We start from the raw sequence: 22608 nt of genomic DNA, 5'->3' as shown, positions 1-22608 counted from the left end.
GCTCAAGGTCAAGGACTCGGAGGAATTTCCCTTTTCCAGACTTCTTTACCCATTGCATCAAAAATTTGTAATGTAAGCTTTCTTTCTCCCCGTTTTCCGGAGACGGAAATCATTCCGAAGTTTCTTCGATCCACAAGAGTTCCTTCCACTCGCAAGGAATTCTTTTCGGTGATCGGGGAATAATAGCCCGACGTCAAAGGCGAAACGGTAAAATCATAGATCGGTTCCGCACCTTCTTCCTTAAGAAGATTGAGTTCGGTATGATGGCGGTCGCCCGTCAAAAAGATCAGATTCTTCACTTTCAAATCCCGAATTGCGGAAAGAATTTTATTTCGCTCTTCGGGATATGTCGCGTAGTTTTCATAAACCGCGTTCGGGTTGAGGAACTGTCCTCCGATCGCAACAAACTTGAACGAGGCTTTTGAAAAAGCCAAAGAGTTGACGAGCCATTGAAATTGTTTTTCCCCCAGAATCTGTCTCGGACCAACCACCTTATTATTGTTAGCCGTTCGAAACGTGCGGTCATCCAAAAGAAAAAATTGAACGTCTCCCCACGTAAAGGAGCCGTAAATTCCTTCTTTTGCATAATTCGGATTTCCCCAATGAAGTTTGAACATTTCTTCCGCGGTTTCCTTCATCCAAAAGGAAGAATCTCCGTCGTTCGGGCCGTAATCGTGATCGTCCCAGATCGCATATTGATGAACGGACGCAAAGAACGGCGCGAGTTCGGCAATTCCGCGCTGATGTCGATACCGATGAAAGAACCCGGTTCTTGAATCCCAATCCGTTTCCCGCAGATAAATATTATCTCCGAGCCAAAGCATAAAGTCCGGCTTTTTTGAAAGGATGGAATTGTAGATAAAATATTCCCCGCCGTAAGGTTTGCCCGGAACATCGTATTCGGTTTCGTTGACATAGGCGCAACTTCCCAGCGCAAAGGAAAAAGACGGAGGATCTTGTCCGGCGGCAAAAAAGGGTTGAGCTTGGAATATTTGCGGATGTTTCGCTTCGATTCGTTTTCCGTCTACGAGTAAATTGTACTGATACCTTTTACCCGGAATCACTTTGTCCGCGATCAACTTTGCGACAAAGCCAGTTTTTGCATTTGTTTGAATTTCTTCGGAGATGAATTTGTTTTTATGGTTTCCAATTTCAGAATATTCTAATGTTACGATGGATTTTCGATCCGTCTGCACCCAAACGAGAACTTCTTTGAGAGTGGAATACCCGAGGATCGGTCCGGAAACGATGTTTGCGGGTTCCGCGCTCAAAGGAAAAACGCAAGCGATCAAAAAAGAAAGAAGAATGGATGGGTTTTTAAGAATTCGAAATTTCATAAACGGAATTGCCTTGGATCCATTACCTTTGTTGAACCGTTTAAAAATTCAAGATAAAGTTTTTATAAAAAGAAAAACGATTCTGCCTTAACAAGAATCCGCTTTTATTTGATCCCGAATCCTTTTCGGATTAACAAAACCGCGCCGTCGAGCGCTTTCTTTGCGTCCGGGATCAATCCGGCAAAATTGAAATATCCGTGAACCAATGTTTCGTACATCTGAAATTCAACCGGGACTTTGGCCTTTTTTAAAGTTTCTATAAGCTCGATCGCTTCGTCTTGCAGAGGATCGAAGCCGGCTAACTGAACGAACGTGCGTGGAAAGTCCGTAATTTTTTTATGAAGAATCGGAGATGCTGCGATTTTTTTTCCTTCCGGAGGCGAATGAAGATAATGCGTGTTGAAAAAATCCAATAGGTCGTTGGTCAATGCGTACCCTTTTCCGAATTCATATCTGCTTTCGCTCATTCGAAAAAGATCCAAATACGGATAAATCAAAAGCTGAAAAAACGGGGATCGTATTTTTTTCCTTTTAGAAAGTATACAAACGTTTGCGGCCAAATTTCCTCCCGCACTGTCGCCGCCGACCGCGATTTTTTTAGGGAGAATTTTCAATGTCTTTGCGTTTTTCACGATCCATTGATAAGCGACAAAGGAATCTTCGACCGCCGTTGGAAATTTATGCTCCGGTCCTAAACGATAATCGACCGCGATCACGGTAACTCCGGAATTTTTTGCGATATAACGCAACGGGGGATCGTGCGTTTCTAAGTCGCCGATGACAAAACCGCCTCCGTGAAAATAAACGATCGCGGGCGTTGTTTCGGCGGATGAATTCGATCGATACGATCGAGCTTTGATATTTTCGTCCCCGACCGGAATTATGAGATTCTCTGTTTGAACTCCAAGTTCCGGTTCCAGATCAAAGAGGAACATGGAATTTTTAAAGAAGATTCTTGCTTCTTTCGGAGCAAGGGTTTCGATTTTCGGTTTAATACGAGCGAGAAAAAGGGAGATTTGAATTTTCGCGTCGAGAATTCTTCCCCGCTTTGTAATCGTTCCGCCGGAAATTTTCCGAAGAAAAGTTTCCGGTAAACGTAGAATCCATTTTAAAAGGAATCGTTCAAACTTTCGCAAGAGCACGGGTTTTCTTTTTGAATCCGTTGGAGGAAACACCGTTTTTGGAAGCGGATTTGTGCTGTGCGATCGCTTCTACCGAAAGTTTGTTTCCGTTTTTGGAAGCGCGTTTGGTTCCTCGTTTCAATTCCGATTTCATATCGTATAAGAAGTCCTCAAAGTCCACCTGCATCGTGTGCCTTGTCGATGCCACATAACGTTTCTTCATCGCCGATTCGTATTTTTCGATGGATTGATTCATTTCCTCCGTGGAAGGAAATACGTAGTTTCCGGTTAAATATTCGGAGATCCATTTTCCCTGAAATTCCGCGAGAGGCATAATCGCACCCAGAGGCTGATACAGGCCGACAAAGAAAAGATTGTTGTATTCCGGTTTTATCATTCTGTGAAAGAGCGGAATGTGGTTGTCCTTTGCGGAAAGGAATTTTTCGTCGAAGAAAGGAAACTTCACGTCGTATCCTGTGCAATAAATGACCGCGTCGACTTCCTCTTCGCTTCCGTCGACAAAACGAACCTTATTGCCGTTATACGATTCTATATTCGGTTTCGGAGTCACGTCTCCTCTCCCCAATCGAACGAGAATATCCTGGGAAATCGTAGGATGGGCCGCTCCCGGCTTGTGATCCGGTTTTTGTAAACCGAAGTCCTGCACGTTTCCTACTCCGAAACGTAATACGAGTCCCATGATAAAACTCTTCAACCAGAACGGCGTATGAACCGGAATCAGTTCGGTGGACTTGTCTAGCGGTTTTCCAAAAAGGTAATTCGGAATAATATAAGCGCCTCTTCTCGCCGCTAAGAAAACCTTCGATGCGACGCCGGGACGACAAAGCTCCACGGCGATATCCATCGCACTGTTTCCCATACCGAGAACGACGACTCGTTTTCCGGTTAATTTAATCGGATTATCCGGATCAACGTAAGAATGCGAGTGAATGATCTTTCCTGTAAACTTGCCTGGGAATGGAGGACTGGGCCATCGTTGCGACCAGTGATGGCCGTTCGATACTACGAGCGCGTCGTAATACTTTTGTTTTCCGTCTCCTGTTTGAACCAACCACGTCCCGTCTTCTTGACGTTCGACGTGAACAACGGGAGTTTTGAAGTGAATGTTCTTACGAAATCCGAAATGATTCACGTAATCGATAAAGTATTCCAGAATCTTTTGGTGACCCGGATAATCCGGATATGTGCGTGGCATCGGATAATCTCTGTATTCCATACGATCACGATGCGTATTGATATGCAGAGATTTGTAGATGTTGCTCATCTTGTTGTCGTTGTTGAATCTCCAGTTGCCTCCTACTTCGCTTCCTGCCTCGTAACAATCAAATGGAATCCCTTTCTCTTTGAGAGCCTTGCAAACGGCTATACCGCTTGAACCCGCTCCGATCACACAAACACTCGGCAATGAAGACATATCCTTCTCCTCTTTTTACGGATGATACGTTAGGAATTATGATACAGCTTTTAAATTATAACGCAGTCAATTAAAAAATGTTTTGAATTTATAATTCGCGGAAATAGGAAGGAATCCTTATGGAACAGAAGAAGAGAACAAATGTTCACTATGATTTCGATTATGTGATCGTAGGCAGCGGATTCGGCGGAAGCGTATCGGCGATGCGTTTGAGTCAGAAAGGTTATTCCGTTGCTGTAATTGAATCGGGAAAACGATGGAGATCCGAGGATTTTCCGAAATCAAACTGGTCGCTTAACAAATATCTTTGGATGCCCCGTATCGGTTTTTACGGAATTCAACGTTTGAATCTTTTGAAGGATTTCTTTCTTGTTAGCGGTGCGGGAGTCGGCGGCGGTAGTTTAGTATATGCGAATACTCTTTATGTGCCGGGGGATAAGGTTCTAGATTCTCCCGCTTTTAAAAAAATGGGCGGAAAGTCAGGAATGCTCCCGTTTTATTCGGTCGCATCACGCATGTTAGGCGTCACTCAAAATCCTCAGCTTTACGAATCCGATTTTATTTTAAAGGAAATCGCGGAGGAGATGGGAAGAGGGGAAACATTCCGTCCAACGCCCGTCGGAGTATTTTTTGGAGAAAAGCCGGGTAAGCTTACGAAAGATCCGTATTTCTTAGGAGAGGGTCCGGATCGTGTGACCTGCAATCACTGCGGCGGTTGTATGGTGGGCTGCAGATTCAATTCAAAGAATACGCTCGATAAGAATTATCTCTACTTTGCCGAAAAGATGGGAGCAAAAATTTTTCCGGAAACCAAAGTCGATTCTCTGATTCCTCTGAACGGATTCGGCGTTCCCGACCCGGCAGCCACGGGGGAATTCGGATATCAAATTCAAACCAGATCTACGACGGGTCTTTTCGGATTTCCGAAAAAGAAATTCTATGCAAAAAACGTAATTCTTTCCGCGGCCGTGATGGGAACGGTCGGTCTGCTTTTAAAGATGAAACAAATGGGAAAGATGCCGAGGATTTCCGATGTCTTAGGCGACAGCGTGAGAACGAATAGCGAAACCGTATTAGCGATTACTAATTTTACAAAGGAAGTGGATTATTCAAAAGGGGTTGCGATCACTTCTTCCATTCACCCGGACGAACATACCCACATGGAGCCGGTCCGCTATCCGAAAGGTTCGGATTTTTTCGGAACGATCGCATCCGTACTTACCGACGGCGGCGGAAAATTTCCCAGGCCACTTAAATACTTTCTCACCTTATTTACGAATCCGTTGTATTTCTTTCAAGCTTCCTGGCCTTTCGGTTTTGCAAAACGATCCTTGATTCTTTTGGTGATGCAGACGTTGGATAACAAGATTCGTTTGGTTCGGACCAGACGATTCGCTTGGCCGTTTGAAAAGACGATGAGTTCCGCTTTGACCGAAGGAGAAAAAACGCCTTCTTACATTCCGATCGCGAACGATACCGCACGAAAAATCGCACAAAAGACCGGAGGAGTTCCGAGAAGTTCGATCAACGACGTTCTGTTAAACGCTCCGATTACAGGGCATATCATGGGCGGTTGTATTATGGGAGATTCCGAAAAGGAAGGAGTGATCGATTTTCAAAACAGGGTCTTCGGTTATCAAAATTTAAGAATCTGCGACAGCTCGATGATCACCGTCAATCTCGGAGTCAATCCGAGTCTTTCGATTACGGCGATCACCGAACGAGCGATGTCCTTAATTCCTCCGAAGGAAGGATTTCAACCGATAGAATATCGTTTCGAGAAAGAATTCGGAATCTCTTCGATTCTAAGTACTCGCGAAAAGAAGTCCGCTTCGAAAAAACAAACCGCGTCGCGGTCCGATCCAAATTCTAAATCGAAATCGACGGCCAAACAAAAACGGAATTCAAACGGCGTGAAAGGAAACAAGATACGTAAATAACCCAATTCGAAGATCGCGAGTTCGTTTCAAAAAATTCCGAATGCGCGGTATATTCTTCTTTCATTTCCTCGTTTTCAGAACGAAGATGAAGACGAGGTCCGATTTTGAGTTTAGAATTTCTGCATAGACAAGAATTATTCAAACAGGAAGCGTATTGGCGCGGTTCTTGGAACGAGGGAAATCCGAATCTGAAAATTCAGGTCCAAAATCCCGCCAGCTTAGAAATGTTAGGCGCCGTTCCTTCTTTGGGACAAAAGGAAACGTTGGAAGCGATCGAAACTTCCAAGGAGGCTTTTTCCGATTGGTCCGCGCGACCGGCAAAGGAACGTGCGGTTCTGATTCGGAACTGGGCCGATAAGATGAAAAAGAATCGGGAAGATCTCGCGCTTCTCATGACTCTGGAACAGGGAAAACCTTTGAGCGAATCCAGAGGTGAAATCGATTACGCTTCTTCCTTTTTGGAATGGTTTGCCGAAGAAGCGAAGAGAACATACGGCGATATTATTCCGAGTCATAGAACCGATACGAAGATCGAAGTCTTAAAACTTCCCGTTGGAGTTTGCGGAATTTTAACTCCTTGGAATTTTCCTTCCTCGATGATCACGCGCAAAGCCGGGGCGGCGTTGGCCGCGGGTTGTACGGTGATCAGCAAACCTTCCGAACTCACGCCATTCTCCGCTTTAGCTTTAGCGGCGCTTGCGCAGGAAGCCGGAATTCCGGAAGGCGCCTTTCAAGTTCTCACGGGTTATCCGGAAGAAATCGCGAACACTCTGATCGATCATCCCGATGTGAAGAAGATCAGTTTTACCGGCTCGACTCGAGTGGGAAAATTGATCATGGAAAGAAGTTCCAAAACTTTGAAACGTTTATCCCTCGAATTGGGAGGGAATGCCCCGTTTTTGATTTTCGACGACGCCGATTTGGAAGCGGCGGTCAAAGGTGCGATTCTTTCCAAATTTAGAAACTCGGGTCAAACCTGCGTTTGTGCGAATCGATTTCTGGTTCAGAAAGGAATTTATAACGAGTTTATAAGTTTGTTTTCAGAAGCCGTATTACAATTAAAGACCGGCAGTGGGTTGGAAAAGGACGTAAACGTTGGACCGCTCATCAACGAAGCGGCGGTTCTTAAAATGGAACATCACGTTGAGCATGCAAAGGCGACCGGCGCAAAACTTCTGCTAGGCGGGAATAGAATCGAATCGGGTAAATTATTTTTCTCTCCAACGGTTATCTCCGATGTGAGTAAAGATTCTCTTTCGATGCGGGAAGAGATTTTCGGTCCCATCGCGCCGGTATATCGTTTTGATTCCTTAGAAGAAGCGATTCGAATCGCGAATTCTACACCTTCCGGGCTAGCTGCATACGCGTATTCGAACGATTACAAAAAGATTCGTCTTCTCTCGGAAAGGATCGAATCGGGTATGTTGGGGATCAACGAAGGGTTGATTTCCAGCGAACAAGTTCCTTTCGGAGGAGTTAAGGAATCGGGTTTCGGTAGGGAAGGATCAAAATACGGAATTCATGAATATCTTAACGTCAAATATGTCTGTATCGGTGGTTTTTGAGTAGCAAACAATCACAGTTCGTTTGTGAGGCATCTCTTTATGCAGAGCAACATTCGATTTCGATGATTTCCTTCCGAACTTTCGTTTTTGTACAGAAGTTTTTGATGATTCGGAATCTATAACGTACGATATACGAGTTCAAATTTCCTTTTTGCTTGACGATAATAATTTTAAGCGATTTTTAGAGTGCCTGTCTTATGGATCTGATTTATTTAAATTACTTTTCATTGGCTTCGTTGATCGGAGTCCTCTTTATCGGGTTCACAACCTTCTTTTTCTTCTCCATCCAGGAAAAGGCATCGGGCACGATATATGTCAGCATCGGTTTGCTTTGTCTCGGGATATTTCATCTCGGCTACATGGTGGGATTTCCTTTTTACGGACCATGGTCCGTGTTCCATCGGTGGATCGTAATTCCTTCTCCGTTTTTCGGATTTCTATTTTTGATCATGTTCTTTCTTCACTATCCGGAACCGGTTTCCAGGAAGATCGTGATTCCGGTTTTTTCCATCGCATTAGTGGGAGTTCTTTTCATTTGCGCGTGGTATTTGTATGAATCCTTTCCCGCCAAAAGAGTGTTCTACTTTTCGGGGCATTACTGGGATTTTCAGATCAATTACTTTTATAAAATTTATTCGGCGGTCATCATTCTTTATACCTTCATCTTTATGGGAATCGGCGTCTGGAGAATGGTGAAACTCAAGGGTAAGGAAAGAATCATCACGGGTATTATTCTCATTCCTTTGACGTTAGTCACTCTTTTCCCGGGAATTCTGAATGCAATGAGTCGAGACGGAGCGGTTTCGAGAGAATTGTATCAAACCGTTTTGGATATTTCTCTCGTGATCGGACTGTTCGTAATTCTCGTAGGTTATATCAACTATACGAGTGAAAAGACTTCGATTCTTTCCAGAATTACCGGAATCACGCTCGCGACTTTCTTTTTAATTTTACAAATCGTCAGTTTGTTCATCTTCAATAAATACGAAGAATCCTACGATCTGATCAAACGAAAAGAAGTCCGCTTATCCGTATCGGGTTTGGAGGTTTCAAAAGACATCGAATACGTTTTCGAGTATGATTCGGAATCGGATTCCGCGAAATCCAGTTCGATCAAAAATTCTCTTCAACCGAACGAATCGGTTTTGCGGGAATTCCGTTTTTTTAAAATTGCACATACCCTTTTCGAACTTCCGGTCCTGGCAAACGAAGAATTGATCGAAAGATCGGATTCCATTTTAAAGAATTCTCCTCCCGGGTTTGAAGCGTATAAGGCAGGCGTGAAGGAATATCTTTCCTCGAAAAAGGATTTCAAAAACCTTTCGGGAAAGGACGTGGAATCTTTCTTTGACGACTTGGAAAAGAAGCTGGTTGTTCTTAGAAATAAATACTTTCATCTTCCTCCGAAGGAAAAAAACGACCCTGTCGCGCTTGAGAAGTTATTTCAATCGAGCGTTCCGGGTATCGACGCGTATTTAAAGGAACTAAAAAAGGCCGCGTTGAATTCGAACGTGACCGATTCCGCGAAAAGAGATAAGATCATTCAAACTCTCCTGACTCAAGTAAGAAAACAGGATGAAAGAACGTACAAAGGCGAACGCATATACGAGTTAGGAGGCCATGTTCCGAAGCACTATATCTCTTATTTTTACGTTTCCGAAGCCGGTTCCAAAATATACGAGGTCGGGTTTCGATACGAATCGCTCCGCGAATATCTCCATTCAACGGGTAAGATTCTTTATATATCCGCGCTTTGCATTTTGGTTTTAGTTCTTTTCGGATTCCGTTTTTTCTTTCAAGGCGCCCTTCTCAACCCATTGGAAGAAGTCGTGATCGGTTTGAGAGAAGCGAATTCGGGCAACTTAGAATATCGTCTTCAAGTGAAAGTCGAGGACGAGATCGGTTTTATCGCTCGTTCGTTTAACAGAATGGCGAGGTCGATTCAAGCCGCAAGAAAACGTCTGCAACAGTACGCGGAAGAACTTGAAGAGAAGGTAAAAGAAAGAACCAAAGAACTTCAGCAAACTCTCGAAGAAGTTCAGGAATTGAAACAACAACAGGATGGAGATTATTTCTTAACTTCCCTCTTAATCAAACCGCTCGGCTCGAACAAAGCTCGTCAGGAAAACGTAAAAGTGGATTTTCTGATCGAACAAAAAAAGAAATTCTCCTTTAGAAGGTTCAACGACGAGATCGGAGGGGACATCAATATCTCCAACGGAATCGAATTGCAGGATCGGTATTATACCGTTTTCTTAAACGCAGACGCGATGGGAAAATCGATGCAAGGCGCGGGCGGGGCGCTCGTACTCGGAGCCGTTTTTGAATCGATCATCGAAAGAACGAAAATGGCAGCAACGATGAAGGAGCAATCCCCCGAACGCTGGCTGAAAAACGCGTTCTTAGAATTGCACAAGGTCTTTGAAAGTTTCGACGGATCGATGCTCGTTTCACTCGTGTTAGGCGTTGTGGACGATGAAGCGGGACTTCTTTACTTTATCAACGCGGAACATCCTTGGACCGTGTTGTATCGGGACGGAATCGCAAGCTTTATCGAAGACGATCTGATGTTCCGAAAACTCGGAACGACCGGTATGGAAGGAAGTGTCTTTATCAAAACGTTCCAAATGGAACCGGGCGATATCATCATCGCGGGTTCGGACGGGCGCGACGATCTGTTGATCGGAACCGATCGCGAGGGCGGAAGGATCATCAACGACGACGAGAAATTATTTTTGAGAAAGGTCGAAGAGGCGAACGGAGAACTTCAATCGATTTATGAAGGTATTCAAAAACAAGGAAGTTTAACGGACGACCTTTCTTTGGTTCGAGTTTCATTTAAGGAAAATCTAACACAGTCGAAAATCGCGCAAGCTCACGAGAGGGAACAAATTAGGGAACTTCTCAAAAAAGCAAAAGAAGGCGCGGGCAACAAAGAGATCGAAGAAGCGATTTCGTATCTCGAACAAGCCGAATCTTTGAACAACCAAGTTCCCGAAGTCAAAAAGTTATTCGTAAGTCTTTTTTTGAAAAAGAAGGACTACAGAAATGCGGCGCTCTACGCGGAAGATTATCTGAATTTGAAACCGGTGGATAAGGAAATTCTTTATATCGCTTCGACGGCCGCCCGCAAAGCGGGAAGTCTTCAGAAGGCGTTGGATTTCGGAGAACGATTGAAACTGAGAGAACCGACTCACATGAAAAATCTCGTGAATCTTGCGCAAATTTACATCGCATTGAAGAATTATAAACGAGCGATGGAAATGGTGGAGATCGCACTTTCGGTGGATCCGCACCACGAAGTGATCTTAAAGATTCAAGACGTGCTCAGAAAGTATTCGCATACGATGGCCGAAACCGAATAAGAACCTGTCCCAAAACCGGGACGGAACCTTGCAGCTGATCTTTCTGGTAAAGTAAAATTAGGTTTTGGGACACGCTGTAAATTAAAAAGGACGATCATCCTCCTTCATTGAGGATGGATCGTCACTTCCGATTTGATCGAATTCGAAATAAAACAATTCCGATGAGATTTCGCATGAAGATCCGCTAATGCCTCCGAATCGGGAATTTTTTCGCCTTCGAATGTTACCTTCGGATAAAGATCGATTTTCGTTACGACCATCTTTCCTTCCGCGTTCTTTTCCAATGTGGCGATTGCGTGGTCCTGATATTCGGACACGACATATCTGCTCTTTGCGGCAACCGCAAGAAAGGTTAAAAAATGACAGCTGCAGACGGAAGACGCCAACAATTCTTCCGGGTTGGCGTGCTCCGCTTTTCCGAAGGTCTCTACTGTGGAAGATCCGAATAATTTCTGACCGCCGTCGTATTGAATCGAATGTGTTCGGTCATACGAGTCATATTTGAATTCTTCCGGTCCTTTTTTCCAATAGATGCCGATTTTATGTTCAGACATGATCATCCCTCTAATTATAAAAGTCCAAATGAATCAGATAAAATTCAAAAAGAAATTTTTTATTCGATGTTCGTTCAAAAAAAGAAAGCGGCAAAATGAACGAACCGGAATCAAATTGCGGATGGAAACAAACAAAAATCCGTCCCCAATGGGGCGGAATTTAGAGTAAGCCCTTTTGCGATATGCGCTCATTTCAGAACGAACGTGAATTCGCGGAAAACATTTCGAAAAAAGTGAATCAATGTTTCCTAAAATTCGATTTTCAGAACGGCAAGTTATCAGGATACAAGTCACTTAACGTTTTTTCGAATTGTAAATCCGAACTCGTAAATTATAAATTTCCATTTTAGAAAAACCATTGATTTTTCGAAGTAAATTCTCGTCATTAGTATCATGACATCCAAGAAAGAATCCTCGCGAAAAACGGACGAGGAAATCATTGCCTCGGGCCCCGCTTACATCAACTGGATTCGGCTCGGATTGATTCTACTGTATTATTCTTCGATCGCGATCGGTTGGAACCGGAGCAACGTAGTTCAAAACACTTTGTATCTAAGTGGAACTACGACGATGCTCCTGTATTTCTTTTATAGTCTTTATAAAATTAAAACCACCGGAACTCTTTCCCATACCTTAAGTAAGGTGTTCATTTTGGCGGATGTCGGCGCTCTATTTTGTGCGATGTTCGGCGCTGCGATGGATCACCCTGATTATACGTCCGGAATGGTTAAAAGTTCCGTTCTATACGGAATCAGTTATCTTTACATCATTTATGCCGGTTTGCTACTTGCGCCTAACTTTATTCTTGTGGTCGGATTCTCGTCTGCGCTCGCCCATATTGTCGTCGTTTACACGGCCACACAACACGGTTTGGTTCTTACCGAGGAACCGAAACTTGCCAATTCTTTGGGGCACGCGGCGACCTCCGAACAAATCACTAAGATTTTGTTCATTTTTGCATGCACGTTTATCGTGAGAATTCTCGTGAAACTGTTTATGCGGCTTCGAGAAAACTCCGAATTTAGGCAAAAAGAATTGGAAGACTCTCATAGATTGATCGCCGAAAGAAGCGATAAAATGAGAGAATCCGCTCGCGCTCTAAAAGAATCTTCCTTAAACTTAAAGAACTTTATGAACGATTTTTCCACGTTGGTTTCGGATCATGCTTCTTCTTTCGAGGAGATCAGCTCGACGATGGAGGAATTTCAATCGCAAACGGAGAATTCTTCCGATAACGTAAAAAATCAGTTTAGCAATATTGAAAATTTGATCGGACATAGTAGCAATTTAAAATCGATCATCGAAAGGATTTCGCAGTTCAACGAAGTGCTCGATCAGAGTATGGATAAGGTCCGTAAGTCCGGTTCGATGGTGACCGGTTTCGTGGAAGAACTTGCCAAATCTTTATCTTCTTTAGGCGATTCTTTCCGTAGCGTGGGCGAAGTGAATCGGATCATGTCCGAGGTTGCGGATCGAACCAATCTTCTTTCATTAAATGCTTCGATCGAAGCCGCTCGTGCGGGAGAGGCCGGAAAGGGTTTTGCGGTAGTCGCTCAGGAAGTTTCCAAACTTGCGGAAAGCAGCGCTGGCAACGCGGATTTGATTTCCAAGATCATTCGCGATTCTTCCAATCACGTGGTTACGGGGCAAAAATCTGCGGAGACTACGGCGGGCCATGTAAAAGAACAGGAATCTTTATTTCAGGATTTGTTCGGCAGGTTTGAAGAATTTTCAAAGATGTTCGAAGAACAAAAGAGAATCAATGCTCAGTTTTTTTCCACCTTGGATCGACTGAGAGTTTTATCCTCCGAAATTGAGATCGCATCCTCCGAGCAAAAAACGGGTTTGAGAGGAATCGTGGAAGCGATCGCGAGTCTTCAGAATTCTATGGAAACTCTTGTTGAAAAAAGCGAGAATCTAAGCTTGATCGTGCGGGAACTGGAAACTCAATCGAATTCTTTAACACGAATCGGAGATTTCTGAGGATTGAATCCACAATCCCAAAGTTTTTATAATTTGATAGTTCTGTTTCGCATAACGTATTAAAAATGATTTGAGAAACTAACTAAAAGCAAATATTCAGGGTCGATGCAAGTTATCGACAATGAAATCAAACAATCCGACCAAGAGATTATCGCTTCCGGTTCGATCTATATCAACCATATACGATTGATTTTGGTTTTTCTTTTTTATTTTTCCGTCATCGTAAATTGGAAACAAAATAGTTCGGGACAAAACGCTTCTTATCTCGTAGGTATCAGCACCATATTCGCCTACGCGCTTTACGGTTATTATAAAATCAAATTTCGGAACGGTTTTACGGAAATTCAAAGCAAGGTTCTGCTTGTGGCCGACGTTCTTATTTTCTTTTCTTCTATGGCGGTTGTCGCGGTTGATAAGCCCGAACTTTCGGCGGGTGTCGTTCGCAATCAAGTTTTGACGGCGATCGGATTCGTATATATCATCTGTTCCACTCTTTTACTTTCGCCTAACTTTATCGTTTTGATCGGTTTTATTTCCGCTTTGACCCAATCGATCGTAATCTTGCTTTCGGGATTAAACGGACTTAACTTTGTGATCGATCCGATTCTTTCAACTTCGATCGGAAGCGCTTCTCCTTCGGAACAGTTTTTGAAGATCTTGTTTATGTTCACTTCTTCCCTGATTCTGCAATTTCTTGTAAAACTATTCTTAAAACTCAGGGACAATTCCAAGATCAGACAAAAGAAATTAGAAGAGTCATATCGATTTATGAACGATAGAACGCAAAGAATGAACGAGTCCGCTCAATATCTGAAAAGTTCCTCGCGAAATCTGAAGGAATTTATGAACGATTTTTCCGCGTTGGTTTCGGATCATGCTTCTTCTTTCGAGGAGATCAGCTCGACGGTCGAGGAATTCCAATCGCAAACGGAGAATTCTTCCGATACGGTCCAGAAACAGTTTAAACAAATTGCAAGTCTTTTGGATCATACGGATAATTTAAAATCGATCATCGAAAGAATTTCGCAGTTCAACGAAATACTCGATCAGAGTATGGATAAGGTCCGTAAGTCCGGTTCGATGGTGACCGGTTTCGTGGAAGAACTTGCCAAATCTTTATCTTCTTTAGGAGATTCTTTCCGAAGCGTGGGCGAAGTGAATCGGATCATGTCGGAGGTTGCGGATCGAACCAATCTTCTTTCTTTAAATGCTTCGATCGAAGCCGCTCGTGCGGGAGAGGCCGGAAAGGGTTTTGCGGTAGTCGCTCAGGAGGTTTCCAAACTTGCGGAAAGCAGCGCTGGCAACGCGGATTTGATTTCCAAGATCATTCGCGATTCTTCCAATCACGTGGTTACGGGTCGGAAGTCCGCGGAAACGACCGCCAGCCATGTGAAGGAACAGGATATTTTATTTCAGGATCTCTTTTCCAGGTTTAACGAGTTCTTAAAATTATTCGAACAACAGAGAACGATCAATTCTCAATTTTTTTCTTCACTGGACCATTTGCGGTCTTTGTCTTCCGAAATCGAACTTGCTTCTTCCGAACAAAGAATTGGTCTTACCGGAATCGTAAACGCGATCGCGAGTCTTCAGAATTCTATGGAATCGCTGACGGAAAAAAGCGAGAATCTTGCGAATATCATTCTCGAACTGGATCTCCAGTCGAATCGGTTGACCAAGGTCGACGGGGAATAGGCTTCGTTCTATAGAAGATCGGTTTAATTCGAATTTCAATGATACATAATTTACACGCTTAGAATTCGGTCTTCCGTCCTTACAAAGAAGGTTTCTTCTACTTCAGCGATTGTAGAAAGGGATGGAATCGTCTCGGACTCAGGTTTGTTATTTCAGTTGTCATTCTACCCTTTTTCAAATGTTTAGTAAAAAGGAACACTCGAGGAAAGGGAAAATGGCAAATATCTATTACGACGCCGACTGTGATTTAAACTCGCTCAAAGGTAAGACCATAGCAGTGATCGGCTACGGAAGCCAGGGACATGCCCAGGCTCAAAACATGAAGGATTCCGGACTCAAAGTTATTATCGGTTTGAAAGAAGGATCCAAATCAGTTCAAGACGCTAAGAATGCGGGTTTCGAAGTGTACAGCGTCGCTGAGGCTTCTCAAAAAGCAGACATCATTCAAATTCTTGCACCCGATACGATTCAAGCGGATCTTTACAAAAAAGATATCGAACCGAATTTGAAAAAAGGCGACGCGCTCGTTTTTTCTCACGGGTTTAACATTCATTACGATTTCATCCAACCTCCGAAAGACGTGGACGTATATATGGTCGCTCCGAAAGGACCGGGTCATTTAGTTCGCCGAGTTTATACGGAAGGCGGCGGAGTTCCTTGTTTGATCGCGATTTATCAAGATTCCACCGGCGAGGCTAAGAAAAGAGCGTTGGCGCATGCGGCCGGAGTAGGCGGGGGACGCGCGGGAATTCTGGAAACTTCTTTCCGTGAAGAAACGGAAACCGATCTTTTCGGAGAACAAGTCGTTCTTTGCGGCGGTCTTTCCAACTTGATTATGGCGGGTTTTGAAACTCTGACCGAAGCAGGATACGATCCTGAAATCGCTTACTTCGAGTGTCTTCACGAAGTGAAACTCATCACCGATTTGATCTACGAAGGTGGATTGGCGAGAATGAGATTCTCCATTTCCGACACCGCAGAATACGGTGACTACGTTAGCGGACCTCGCGTGATCGACGCAGGCGTTAAACAAAGAATGAAGGAAGTTCTGAACGATATTCAAAAAGATAAGGGAGCAAAATTTGCAAACAATTGGATGGCCGAAACAAAAGCGGGATATCCTAACTTTAAGAATATGAGAGAGAAGAATGCGGCTCACCCGATCGAATCGGTCGGTAAAAAACTGAGAAGTATGATGAAGTGGTTGTCTAAGTAATTTTCACTTCGCTTTTCTTGCAGACAAAACCCGGCGGACTTTAAAGTCTTCCGGGTTTTTTTTATTGGCGTTTGCCCTTTTCGTCTTAACGAAAACTTTTTTAAGGAAAGAATGCTTTCGAGTTTTGCGAGCTTATCCTTTCGTCCGGTCAGATTATAATGATATCGAAAAAATGAAGAAAAAAGTTCGATTTAGCAAAACAAACGTTATCTAATGAGCATTATAATATAATTAAATTTTAATGTAGTTGCTTGAGAAATAATGCTTCCTGAACGGTTTCCGTTGAATGTCGTTTGACATTCTTTTCTACTCTATATACGATTCGTTCACATTCGATTTAGAGTGAGTGTTTCTCACTCTAAATCCGGAAACTAAATCGAAAATTAGAGGTTAATCATGTTTCGAAAATCGCTTACGGTTGTATTTGTTGCCGCATCAATATTGCTTTCGTTGAATTCAATCAGCGCAAAGTCGTATGTATTCGGAAGTCTCGGTCTTCAGTTTGATCTTGCTCAATTGGGCGGAACGATTACGAAAGACGGTTTAGATTCGGCAAATTATTACGACATCGCTTCCGGTGGAACGGGTGGAAATGCGAATGCAGGAGTCGCACCCAGAAGGGCGGTAATTCCTGAAAATCGTCTGCAAACCCTGGAGAATACGACGGCCGGATTGATCAATGTGAAAGCGAACGGCGCTATGTCAGGTCTCGTTTTTTCGGCGGGCTATGAGAAGGAATTCGGGAAATTCTATTTTGCAAGGATTGCTGCAAATTATACGAGAAAATACTTCGGCGGGGACACGGAAGCGAAGGCATTAGGATTCAAATTTTATGATATTACTTGGGATTATAACGCGATTCAAATTCCGATCAACGTAGGGATGAAGGTTACCGTTTCGGAAGACAACGCAATTTACATCGGCGGCGGAATTCATTATTTTAAAGGCGGATGGAGTTTATCCGGTTCCAGTCTTTCCAATTTGGTGCACGATGCCGTGATGCCTTTGAGTCCCGCGGTTGCAGGTTTGATTTCCGACGGAACCAACCCCGCGGCGATTTGGGAAGATGTTCGTTTCAGCGTTTCCGGTGTCGCACCAAACTGGATCGTGGGAGCTCAATCCAGACTTACCGAAAAGGGGTTTCTCTACTTAGAAGCGGAAACACTTTATTCTTATAAGTTAGGCACGGGTCACACTCAATCTGCAGGGGGAATTCTCGGATTATCGCCGTCACCGGCGTATCCGGTTGTACTAGGCGGAACACAATACCGAGTCGGTTACAAACACGAACTCTAATTTTCAAGATTTTATTTTTAAGAAGCGGTCTTTGTCGAATATGAAAAGACCCCTTCCGATTTCTTTTTTCGTTTTATAATTCTCGGAAGAGTTTCTTAAGAACCGTTTTTAATCAAAAACAATTCGATCGAGTTTCGTTTCAAGATACGCCGTAAATTCGATTGTAAATTGTATCCTTTTTCGCTCCATTCCGGCCAAATAAATTTTGGAAAATTCTTTCCTAAATTTAGAAGCATCGATTCTTTCCCTAAAAAAATAATGACAAAAGGATTTCTTTTGCTACCCTGATTCCATTCCAAATCATCCCAGGAGGCCAGGTTTGAAATCCAAGCTATCGGCAATCAGCGTCTGTTTGATTTTATTTTTTGCGACCGACGCTTTTGCACAAAAAAGATACGGGCTTATTTTCGGTTCCAATTATACCGGAAACAAAGCCGGAATTCCGGAACTCAATCTTTGTGAAGCGGACGCCACTTATTTAAACGACGAGATTCGGAGAGTGGGAAACTTCGACGAAGTGAAGATCGTTCTCGGTAAGGAAGTCACGAAAGATAATATAGAAAAAGAGATTAAGGCCTTAGCGAAGAAAGCCGGCGACAACGATACCGTTCTTCTTTACTTTTCCGGTCACGGAGCATTTCAAAGGGACGCATCCGCAAAGAACGGGATGAGAAACTTAATCATCTGCTACGATCGCCCGCATCTTCCGGACGACGAACTCAATAAGTATTTGGAAAAAGTTAAATCTCCGAAAACGGTCTTCATCTTCGACTGCTGTTTTTCAGGCGGTATCGCTAAGAAAGGAAAAGCGACTCGAGGTTCGGCGGACGTTCCGATTCCCGAGGGAAGCGACGGAACCGTGAAACAAGACTCGGAGGATTTTTTCTTTCAAGACAAAGCGATCATTTCATCAGCGGATGATAATCAAACCGCGATCGAAGTGGGCGGCAGCATCAATCACGGAATCTTTACGTATAACTTCGGTAAGGCGCTCAGCACGGCCGACTTGAATAAGGATAACGTGGTTACGGCCTTGGAAGCTTTTTTTAAATCCAGAGAAGAAACCGTTCAGATGGCAAAGAAGTTTCAGCACGAACAGGTACCGCAAATTTCCGGAAACGCATCCGGGATTTTTCTTTCTGGTAAAAAAACTCCAGAACCTCCTAAGCCAGTCGATCCTCCGAAACCTCCCGCGCCTTCCGTGGAACCGGAACCCGATCCGGTAAAACCGAATCCGACCGAACCCGTGGTAACACCGCAAGAACCTCCTGTCGTTCCTACGAACGAAAGAGGGGATTTGGTATTAAAGACGACGATCATTCAAGACCGTGCTTACGGACTTTCCGATCTTCCTCCCGATATTCTTATCTTTGCTAAAAAGAAAAGAAAAGGAAATAGGAACGTAAAGGTTTATATCGACGATCAAGAATTCACTTCTTCCGTTACGGCGACTTCTTCCAATTTTTGGGGAGCGGTGAAACGGCAAGGACAACTGATTCCGGGAAATATCTACACGATCACTTTGAGCAAGGTGCCCGCCGGCGTTCATAAAATTACGATCAAGGCCGACGATTATCCTGAGATTCAGGAAACGTTTGCGGTTCTTCCGAATAAAAAGAACGAACTTCCGATCAACGTTTCTATGAGCGGTTTCGGTGCGATTCAAGGAAAGGTTTTTTACAAAACATTGGATAACCCTGTAATCAACCAACCGATCTTTATGCCTACGATTTCCAGCGTAACCGGAATTCAAAAATTGAATACGGACAGCGAAGGAAATTTCTGGTTCACAAACCTCAAGCCGGGTGATTACGAAATCAAGGCTTCTTTTGCGGAGGATTTGAATCTCAACAATTCGATGATCAACGTGAGAGAAGGGGACGTGACGAAGGTGGACGTAATTCTAAACGTTAAGATGCCTTCGACCAAAACCAAATACTAAAAACGTATTTGGGTTTAACACGAAAAAGCCTGCTATTTTAGCAGGCTTTTTTATTTTATAGGTTCGATTCTCTATGAATTCGTATTCGCATGGAAGTTTCGCTTTTACGCGAAGCTCCTTAGAATCGAATCCGCCGTTTGTTAAGCGAAGTTTGAATTTAGTCCTTTAAGAATTGTTTCCACTCATTGGATCTGAATCTGCGTTTGCGGATTTCCTTTAATTTTTTCATTTGATCCGCGTTCAGAAGGTTACCGGCTTTTAATCCGGATTGAGGAAGAATCGTATTGTTTACGAGATTTGCGACGGTTTTGTCGATCGAAAGAAAGGAACTTTTTAAATCTGGATCCATTTCCGGGTAAAACATTTTGCGCCTCCATGCGACTTCTGGTTTGGTTGGTGATCTTTTTATTGGGAATTCCGGCCGATCTCATCCGTGAGAAAGCAATTGACTCCCTGAACTACCTATCGATGAAATTGGAAAATCCTTGAGTATTTTTTTTCTTGTACGAATTTTCCCAAAACGGTAAAATTGCAAAAAAATGCAGATTCGGTTGATCAACAATACGGGTAAAAGGACGGGAAGATTCGTCGCCTACGAGTACGGAACGGATCTGTTCGGATACGCGTACGTGGACAAGATCAAAGGCAAGGACCGCGGGAAATTGGTTTCACGCTGGGTGATGCCGGACCTCGGATCTTTGGTTCGTTTGCTGGATTTTGAACTTTATAAACGCGAAAACGAACACTACGAAAACATCAATTCCCTTACCGGATGATACCCTCTCTTCAGATCGATCGGCTTCAACGTAGAGCTGAAATAGTAGACCGCCATCAGGATCGTGTCTCCTCGCTTTTATCCAGACTTTCCTTGTTTCGCTTAAGCTTCTTTTCCGCCTTTGCGGTTTGGATTTCCGTTTTCTATTATCTTCGTTCTTCGTATGTTTATTATCTTCCGTCTTTGATTCTTCTTTTGATCTTTTTCGTTTTTGTAAGGAGATACAAAAAGACTCTTTTATCCAGGGAAAGAATTCGACTTTGGAGTTTCGTATTGAACCGGGAAATCGCAAGAATCGAGATTCGCGGTTACGGTAAAAAATACGGAACGAAACTTTCTTCGGAAACGGTTTCTCCGTTGGCAAGAGATTTGGATTTGTTTCGGGAGAACGGACTTTTTCCGTGGCTCGATACGACATTCACTCGGAACGCGGAACAGAGATTGGTTTCGCTTTTGGATCCGATCGACGATCTTTCCGATGATTTTAAAAGGGAGAATGTTCTATTACGTCAATCGATCGTAAAATCGATTTCCGAAAAAACATTCGCGATTCCTAAAGTATTGAGACTGGCTTCGTATCTTCGGGAGAATCAGGATGCTGCGCCCGCAGTTGCCAAGGCGGAATTGAAACTGATACGGAACGATTCCGATTCGAAATTCTGGGATCAGTATCCTTGGCTCCGGAAAATTTATAAACCGGTTACGATTCTCGTGTTGGCTTTTATTCCTGCAAACGTCCTTTTAGGCGTTCCGTTTCCCGCATCGGTTCTTTTCCTCAATCTGATTTTATTCGGGTTGTATCGCTCCCGCTCCCTCGAAATTTTCAGGCAGTATTATGATCTTTCAGGAAGCATCGGAGGACTTCAGAAAATTCTAATTTATTTGAAAGGTCTGAACGTTCGCGACAAAAACGAGAGGACGCTTTTAAGTGAAACTTCAAAGAAAGAATTAAAATCCGCGTATGAGGATTTGGATCGGATTTTGAAACGGGTTGCTTTAACCGAAGCGCCTCTACTTCATTTGATTTTAAACAATCTGTTCTTATACGATCTTTGGATCCTGCAAAGAATTTCGAAATGGCGAGAAAAACATTCGGCTCTTTTGGAACATTCGATTGAGGATTTGACCGTATTCGATTCTCTCTTTCCTTTTGCGAATCTGAAGCGGATGTTTCCCGATTATTGTTTTCCGGAAATTCTTCCGGAAGCTTCCAACAGAGGAATAGCAGGTAAGGAACTTTTTCACCCTTTGCTTCCTTCCGAGTCGAGAGTTTCGAATCCTTTGGAAGCGATTGAAGAAGGAAATGTCGTTTTAATCACGGGCTCCAACATGTCCGGCAAAACGACTTATTTACGCACGATCGGTGTCGCCTCCATTCTTTCTTTGGCCGGAGGTCCGGCTCCTGCAAAAGAATTTTCGCTGCCCGTGTTGAAAGTTCATACAAGTATGAGAAACGAGGACAACCTGGAAGAAGGAATCTCTTTCTTTTATGCGGAAGTAAGAAGGCTTTCAGAGATCGTTAAAAAGATCAAAGACGGTAGCAAACCGCATCTTGTTTTACTCGATGAAATTTTGAAAGGAACCAATACGAGAGAACGTTCTCTTGCGTGCAAAGGAATCTTAAAGGAACTCAAAAAGAATCGAGTGGTCGGTTTGGTCACAAGCCACGATCTCGAACTTGCAAAAGTTGACGGTGTCGTATTAAAACATTTTCAAGAGGAAATCCTAAACGGAACCATGCACTTCGATTATAAGATTCGAGACGGGCTGGTGGAAACGAGCAATGCGCTTCGAATTTTGATTCAAGAAGGAATGGATCTGGATTTTACCTGAACGGGCGGAAGCCATTTGAAGTTCACGGTGTAATCGCGGTATTTCCGACAACATAATCTTTCATAGTCAATTGCCGAACGGAAACGATCCCTTCGAAAGATTATCGAATCTCAATTCTTACTATGACTTCTTCTGCAAGATCGCGATGCTCGCCAAAAGTGAAATCGCACCCAACGATGAAATCAGTGTCGGCGCCGCAAAGAAATACAAAAAACCCGTAACTGAAAAAGCGGCGACACAAAAGAAAATCGGAAGCAAAAGTTTCAAAGTCGCACCTGGATCAGACTCTGCAAGATTCGATAGGAACCAAAGAAGGATCGTCAACGAAAACAAAACGATGCTCAGGTTCAAACTCATTCCCGAATAGAATTGATCGTATGATTTTGTAACGCCTTCCATTGGAATTTTTGTTTGCTGCATTGCGGAAATAACGGTAAGCGCTTGCGGATCGGTCGTGTTGTATCGAGTAAAATGACCGATCGAATGACCAATTGCAAAGATAAGCAACATGATGGCGGCGATCCGAATCAATAATTTTGGTTTCATAAATT

General features: G+C 43.4%; 16 protein-coding genes. 10 read left to right on the top strand and 6 right to left on the bottom strand.

Features of this window, described 5'->3' with window-relative positions:
- Nucleotides 1-8 precede the first annotated feature (8 nt).
- From LFX25_RS17520 to LFX25_RS17510, 3 genes are all read right to left on the bottom strand, one after another.
- The gene (locus LFX25_RS17520) at nt 9-1337 is read right to left on the bottom strand and encodes an alkaline phosphatase D family protein (RefSeq protein WP_238731384.1); all 1329 of its coding nucleotides are present in this window, start codon (nt 1335-1337) and stop codon (nt 9-11) included.
- Nucleotides 1338-1441: 104 nt separating this feature from the next.
- A complete protein-coding gene (locus LFX25_RS17515; RefSeq protein ID WP_240009061.1) occupies nt 1442-2473 on the bottom strand; it encodes an alpha/beta hydrolase in 1032 nt (343 codons plus the stop codon).
- Nucleotides 2460-3893, bottom strand: coding sequence for a flavin-containing monooxygenase (locus LFX25_RS17510; protein ID WP_238731382.1), 1434 nt, complete (start codon nt 3891-3893; stop codon nt 2460-2462). Before LFX25_RS17510 ends, LFX25_RS17515 begins: the two co-directional genes overlap by 14 nt.
- A 119-nt stretch (nt 3894-4012) precedes the next feature.
- On the opposite strand from LFX25_RS17510, the gene LFX25_RS17505 reads away from it, so the two are divergent.
- The 3 genes from LFX25_RS17505 to LFX25_RS17495 all read left to right on the top strand — a co-directional run bounded on the left by LFX25_RS17505 (nt 4013) and on the right by LFX25_RS17495 (nt 10763).
- Nucleotides 4013-5833 (top strand): GMC family oxidoreductase, encoded by a 1821-nt coding sequence (locus tag LFX25_RS17505; protein ID WP_238731381.1) that lies wholly within the window; start codon nt 4013-4015, stop codon nt 5831-5833.
- Nucleotides 5834-5937: 104 nt separating this feature from the next.
- The gene (locus tag LFX25_RS17500; RefSeq protein WP_240009060.1) at nt 5938-7398 is read left to right on the top strand and encodes an NAD-dependent succinate-semialdehyde dehydrogenase; all 1461 of its coding nucleotides are present in this window, start codon (nt 5938-5940) and stop codon (nt 7396-7398) included.
- A 197-nt stretch (nt 7399-7595) separates the two neighbouring features.
- Nucleotides 7596-10763, top strand: a complete 3168-nt coding sequence (locus LFX25_RS17495) for a SpoIIE family protein phosphatase (RefSeq protein ID WP_238731380.1) — start codon at nt 7596-7598, stop codon at nt 10761-10763.
- Nucleotides 10764-10867: 104 nt separating this feature from the next.
- Here LFX25_RS17495 and LFX25_RS17490 read toward each other — a convergent pair whose 3' ends face one another.
- Nucleotides 10868-11317, bottom strand: a complete 450-nt coding sequence (locus LFX25_RS17490) for an OsmC family protein (RefSeq protein WP_238731379.1) — start codon at nt 11315-11317, stop codon at nt 10868-10870.
- Between the two features lie 393 nt (nt 11318-11710).
- Here LFX25_RS17490 and LFX25_RS17485 point away from each other — a divergent pair, with 393 nt between their 5' ends.
- From LFX25_RS17485 to LFX25_RS17465, 5 genes are all read left to right on the top strand, one after another.
- Entirely contained in the window at nt 11711-13300 is a 1590-nt protein-coding gene (locus tag LFX25_RS17485) for a methyl-accepting chemotaxis protein (RefSeq protein ID WP_238731378.1), read from the top strand.
- Nucleotides 13301-13405: 105 nt separating this feature from the next.
- A complete protein-coding gene (locus LFX25_RS17480) occupies nt 13406-14995 on the top strand; it encodes a methyl-accepting chemotaxis protein (protein ID WP_238731377.1) in 1590 nt (529 codons plus the stop codon).
- 214 nt (nt 14996-15209) lie between these two features.
- Nucleotides 15210-16211 carry a ketol-acid reductoisomerase gene (gene ilvC, locus LFX25_RS17475; protein WP_135573076.1) on the top strand — a complete coding sequence of 334 codons (1002 nt, stop codon included), beginning with the start codon at nt 15210-15212 and terminating at the stop codon, nt 16209-16211.
- A gap of 396 nt (nt 16212-16607) precedes the next feature.
- On the top strand, nt 16608-17507 hold the full coding sequence (locus tag LFX25_RS17470; protein ID WP_238731376.1) for a porin OmpL1: 900 nt from the start codon (nt 16608-16610) through the stop codon (nt 17505-17507).
- Nucleotides 17508-17826: 319 nt separating this feature from the next.
- Nucleotides 17827-19449 carry a caspase family protein gene (locus tag LFX25_RS17465; RefSeq protein ID WP_238731375.1) on the top strand — a complete coding sequence of 541 codons (1623 nt, stop codon included), beginning with the start codon at nt 17827-17829 and terminating at the stop codon, nt 19447-19449.
- A gap of 157 nt (nt 19450-19606) precedes the next feature.
- Here LFX25_RS17465 and LFX25_RS17460 read toward each other — a convergent pair whose 3' ends face one another.
- Nucleotides 19607-19813 (bottom strand): hypothetical protein, encoded by a 207-nt coding sequence (locus LFX25_RS17460; RefSeq protein WP_238731374.1) that lies wholly within the window; start codon nt 19811-19813, stop codon nt 19607-19609.
- Nucleotides 19814-19988: 175 nt separating this feature from the next.
- Here LFX25_RS17460 and LFX25_RS17455 point away from each other — a divergent pair, with 175 nt between their 5' ends.
- Both LFX25_RS17455 and LFX25_RS17450 read left to right on the top strand, forming a co-directional pair.
- Complete coding sequence (locus tag LFX25_RS17455) at nt 19989-20225, top strand: hypothetical protein (RefSeq protein WP_118954649.1); 237 nt, start codon at nt 19989-19991, stop codon at nt 20223-20225.
- Nucleotides 20222-22057 carry a MutS family DNA mismatch repair protein gene (locus tag LFX25_RS17450; RefSeq protein ID WP_238731373.1) on the top strand — a complete coding sequence of 612 codons (1836 nt, stop codon included), beginning with the start codon at nt 20222-20224 and terminating at the stop codon, nt 22055-22057. The genes LFX25_RS17455 and LFX25_RS17450 overlap by 4 nt, the downstream gene beginning before the upstream one ends.
- A gap of 120 nt (nt 22058-22177) precedes the next feature.
- On the opposite strand, the gene LFX25_RS17445 is transcribed toward LFX25_RS17450, so the two are convergent.
- Complete coding sequence (locus tag LFX25_RS17445) at nt 22178-22603, bottom strand: LIC_13387 family protein (RefSeq protein ID WP_238731372.1); 426 nt, start codon at nt 22601-22603, stop codon at nt 22178-22180.
- Nucleotides 22604-22608: the final 5 nt, after the last annotated feature.

The sequence above is a fragment of the Leptospira sanjuanensis genome (assembly GCF_022267325.1).
GTDB lineage: Bacteria > Spirochaetota > Leptospiria > Leptospirales > Leptospiraceae > Leptospira > Leptospira sanjuanensis.
This window is presented reverse-complemented; position numbering and strand designations above follow the sequence as displayed.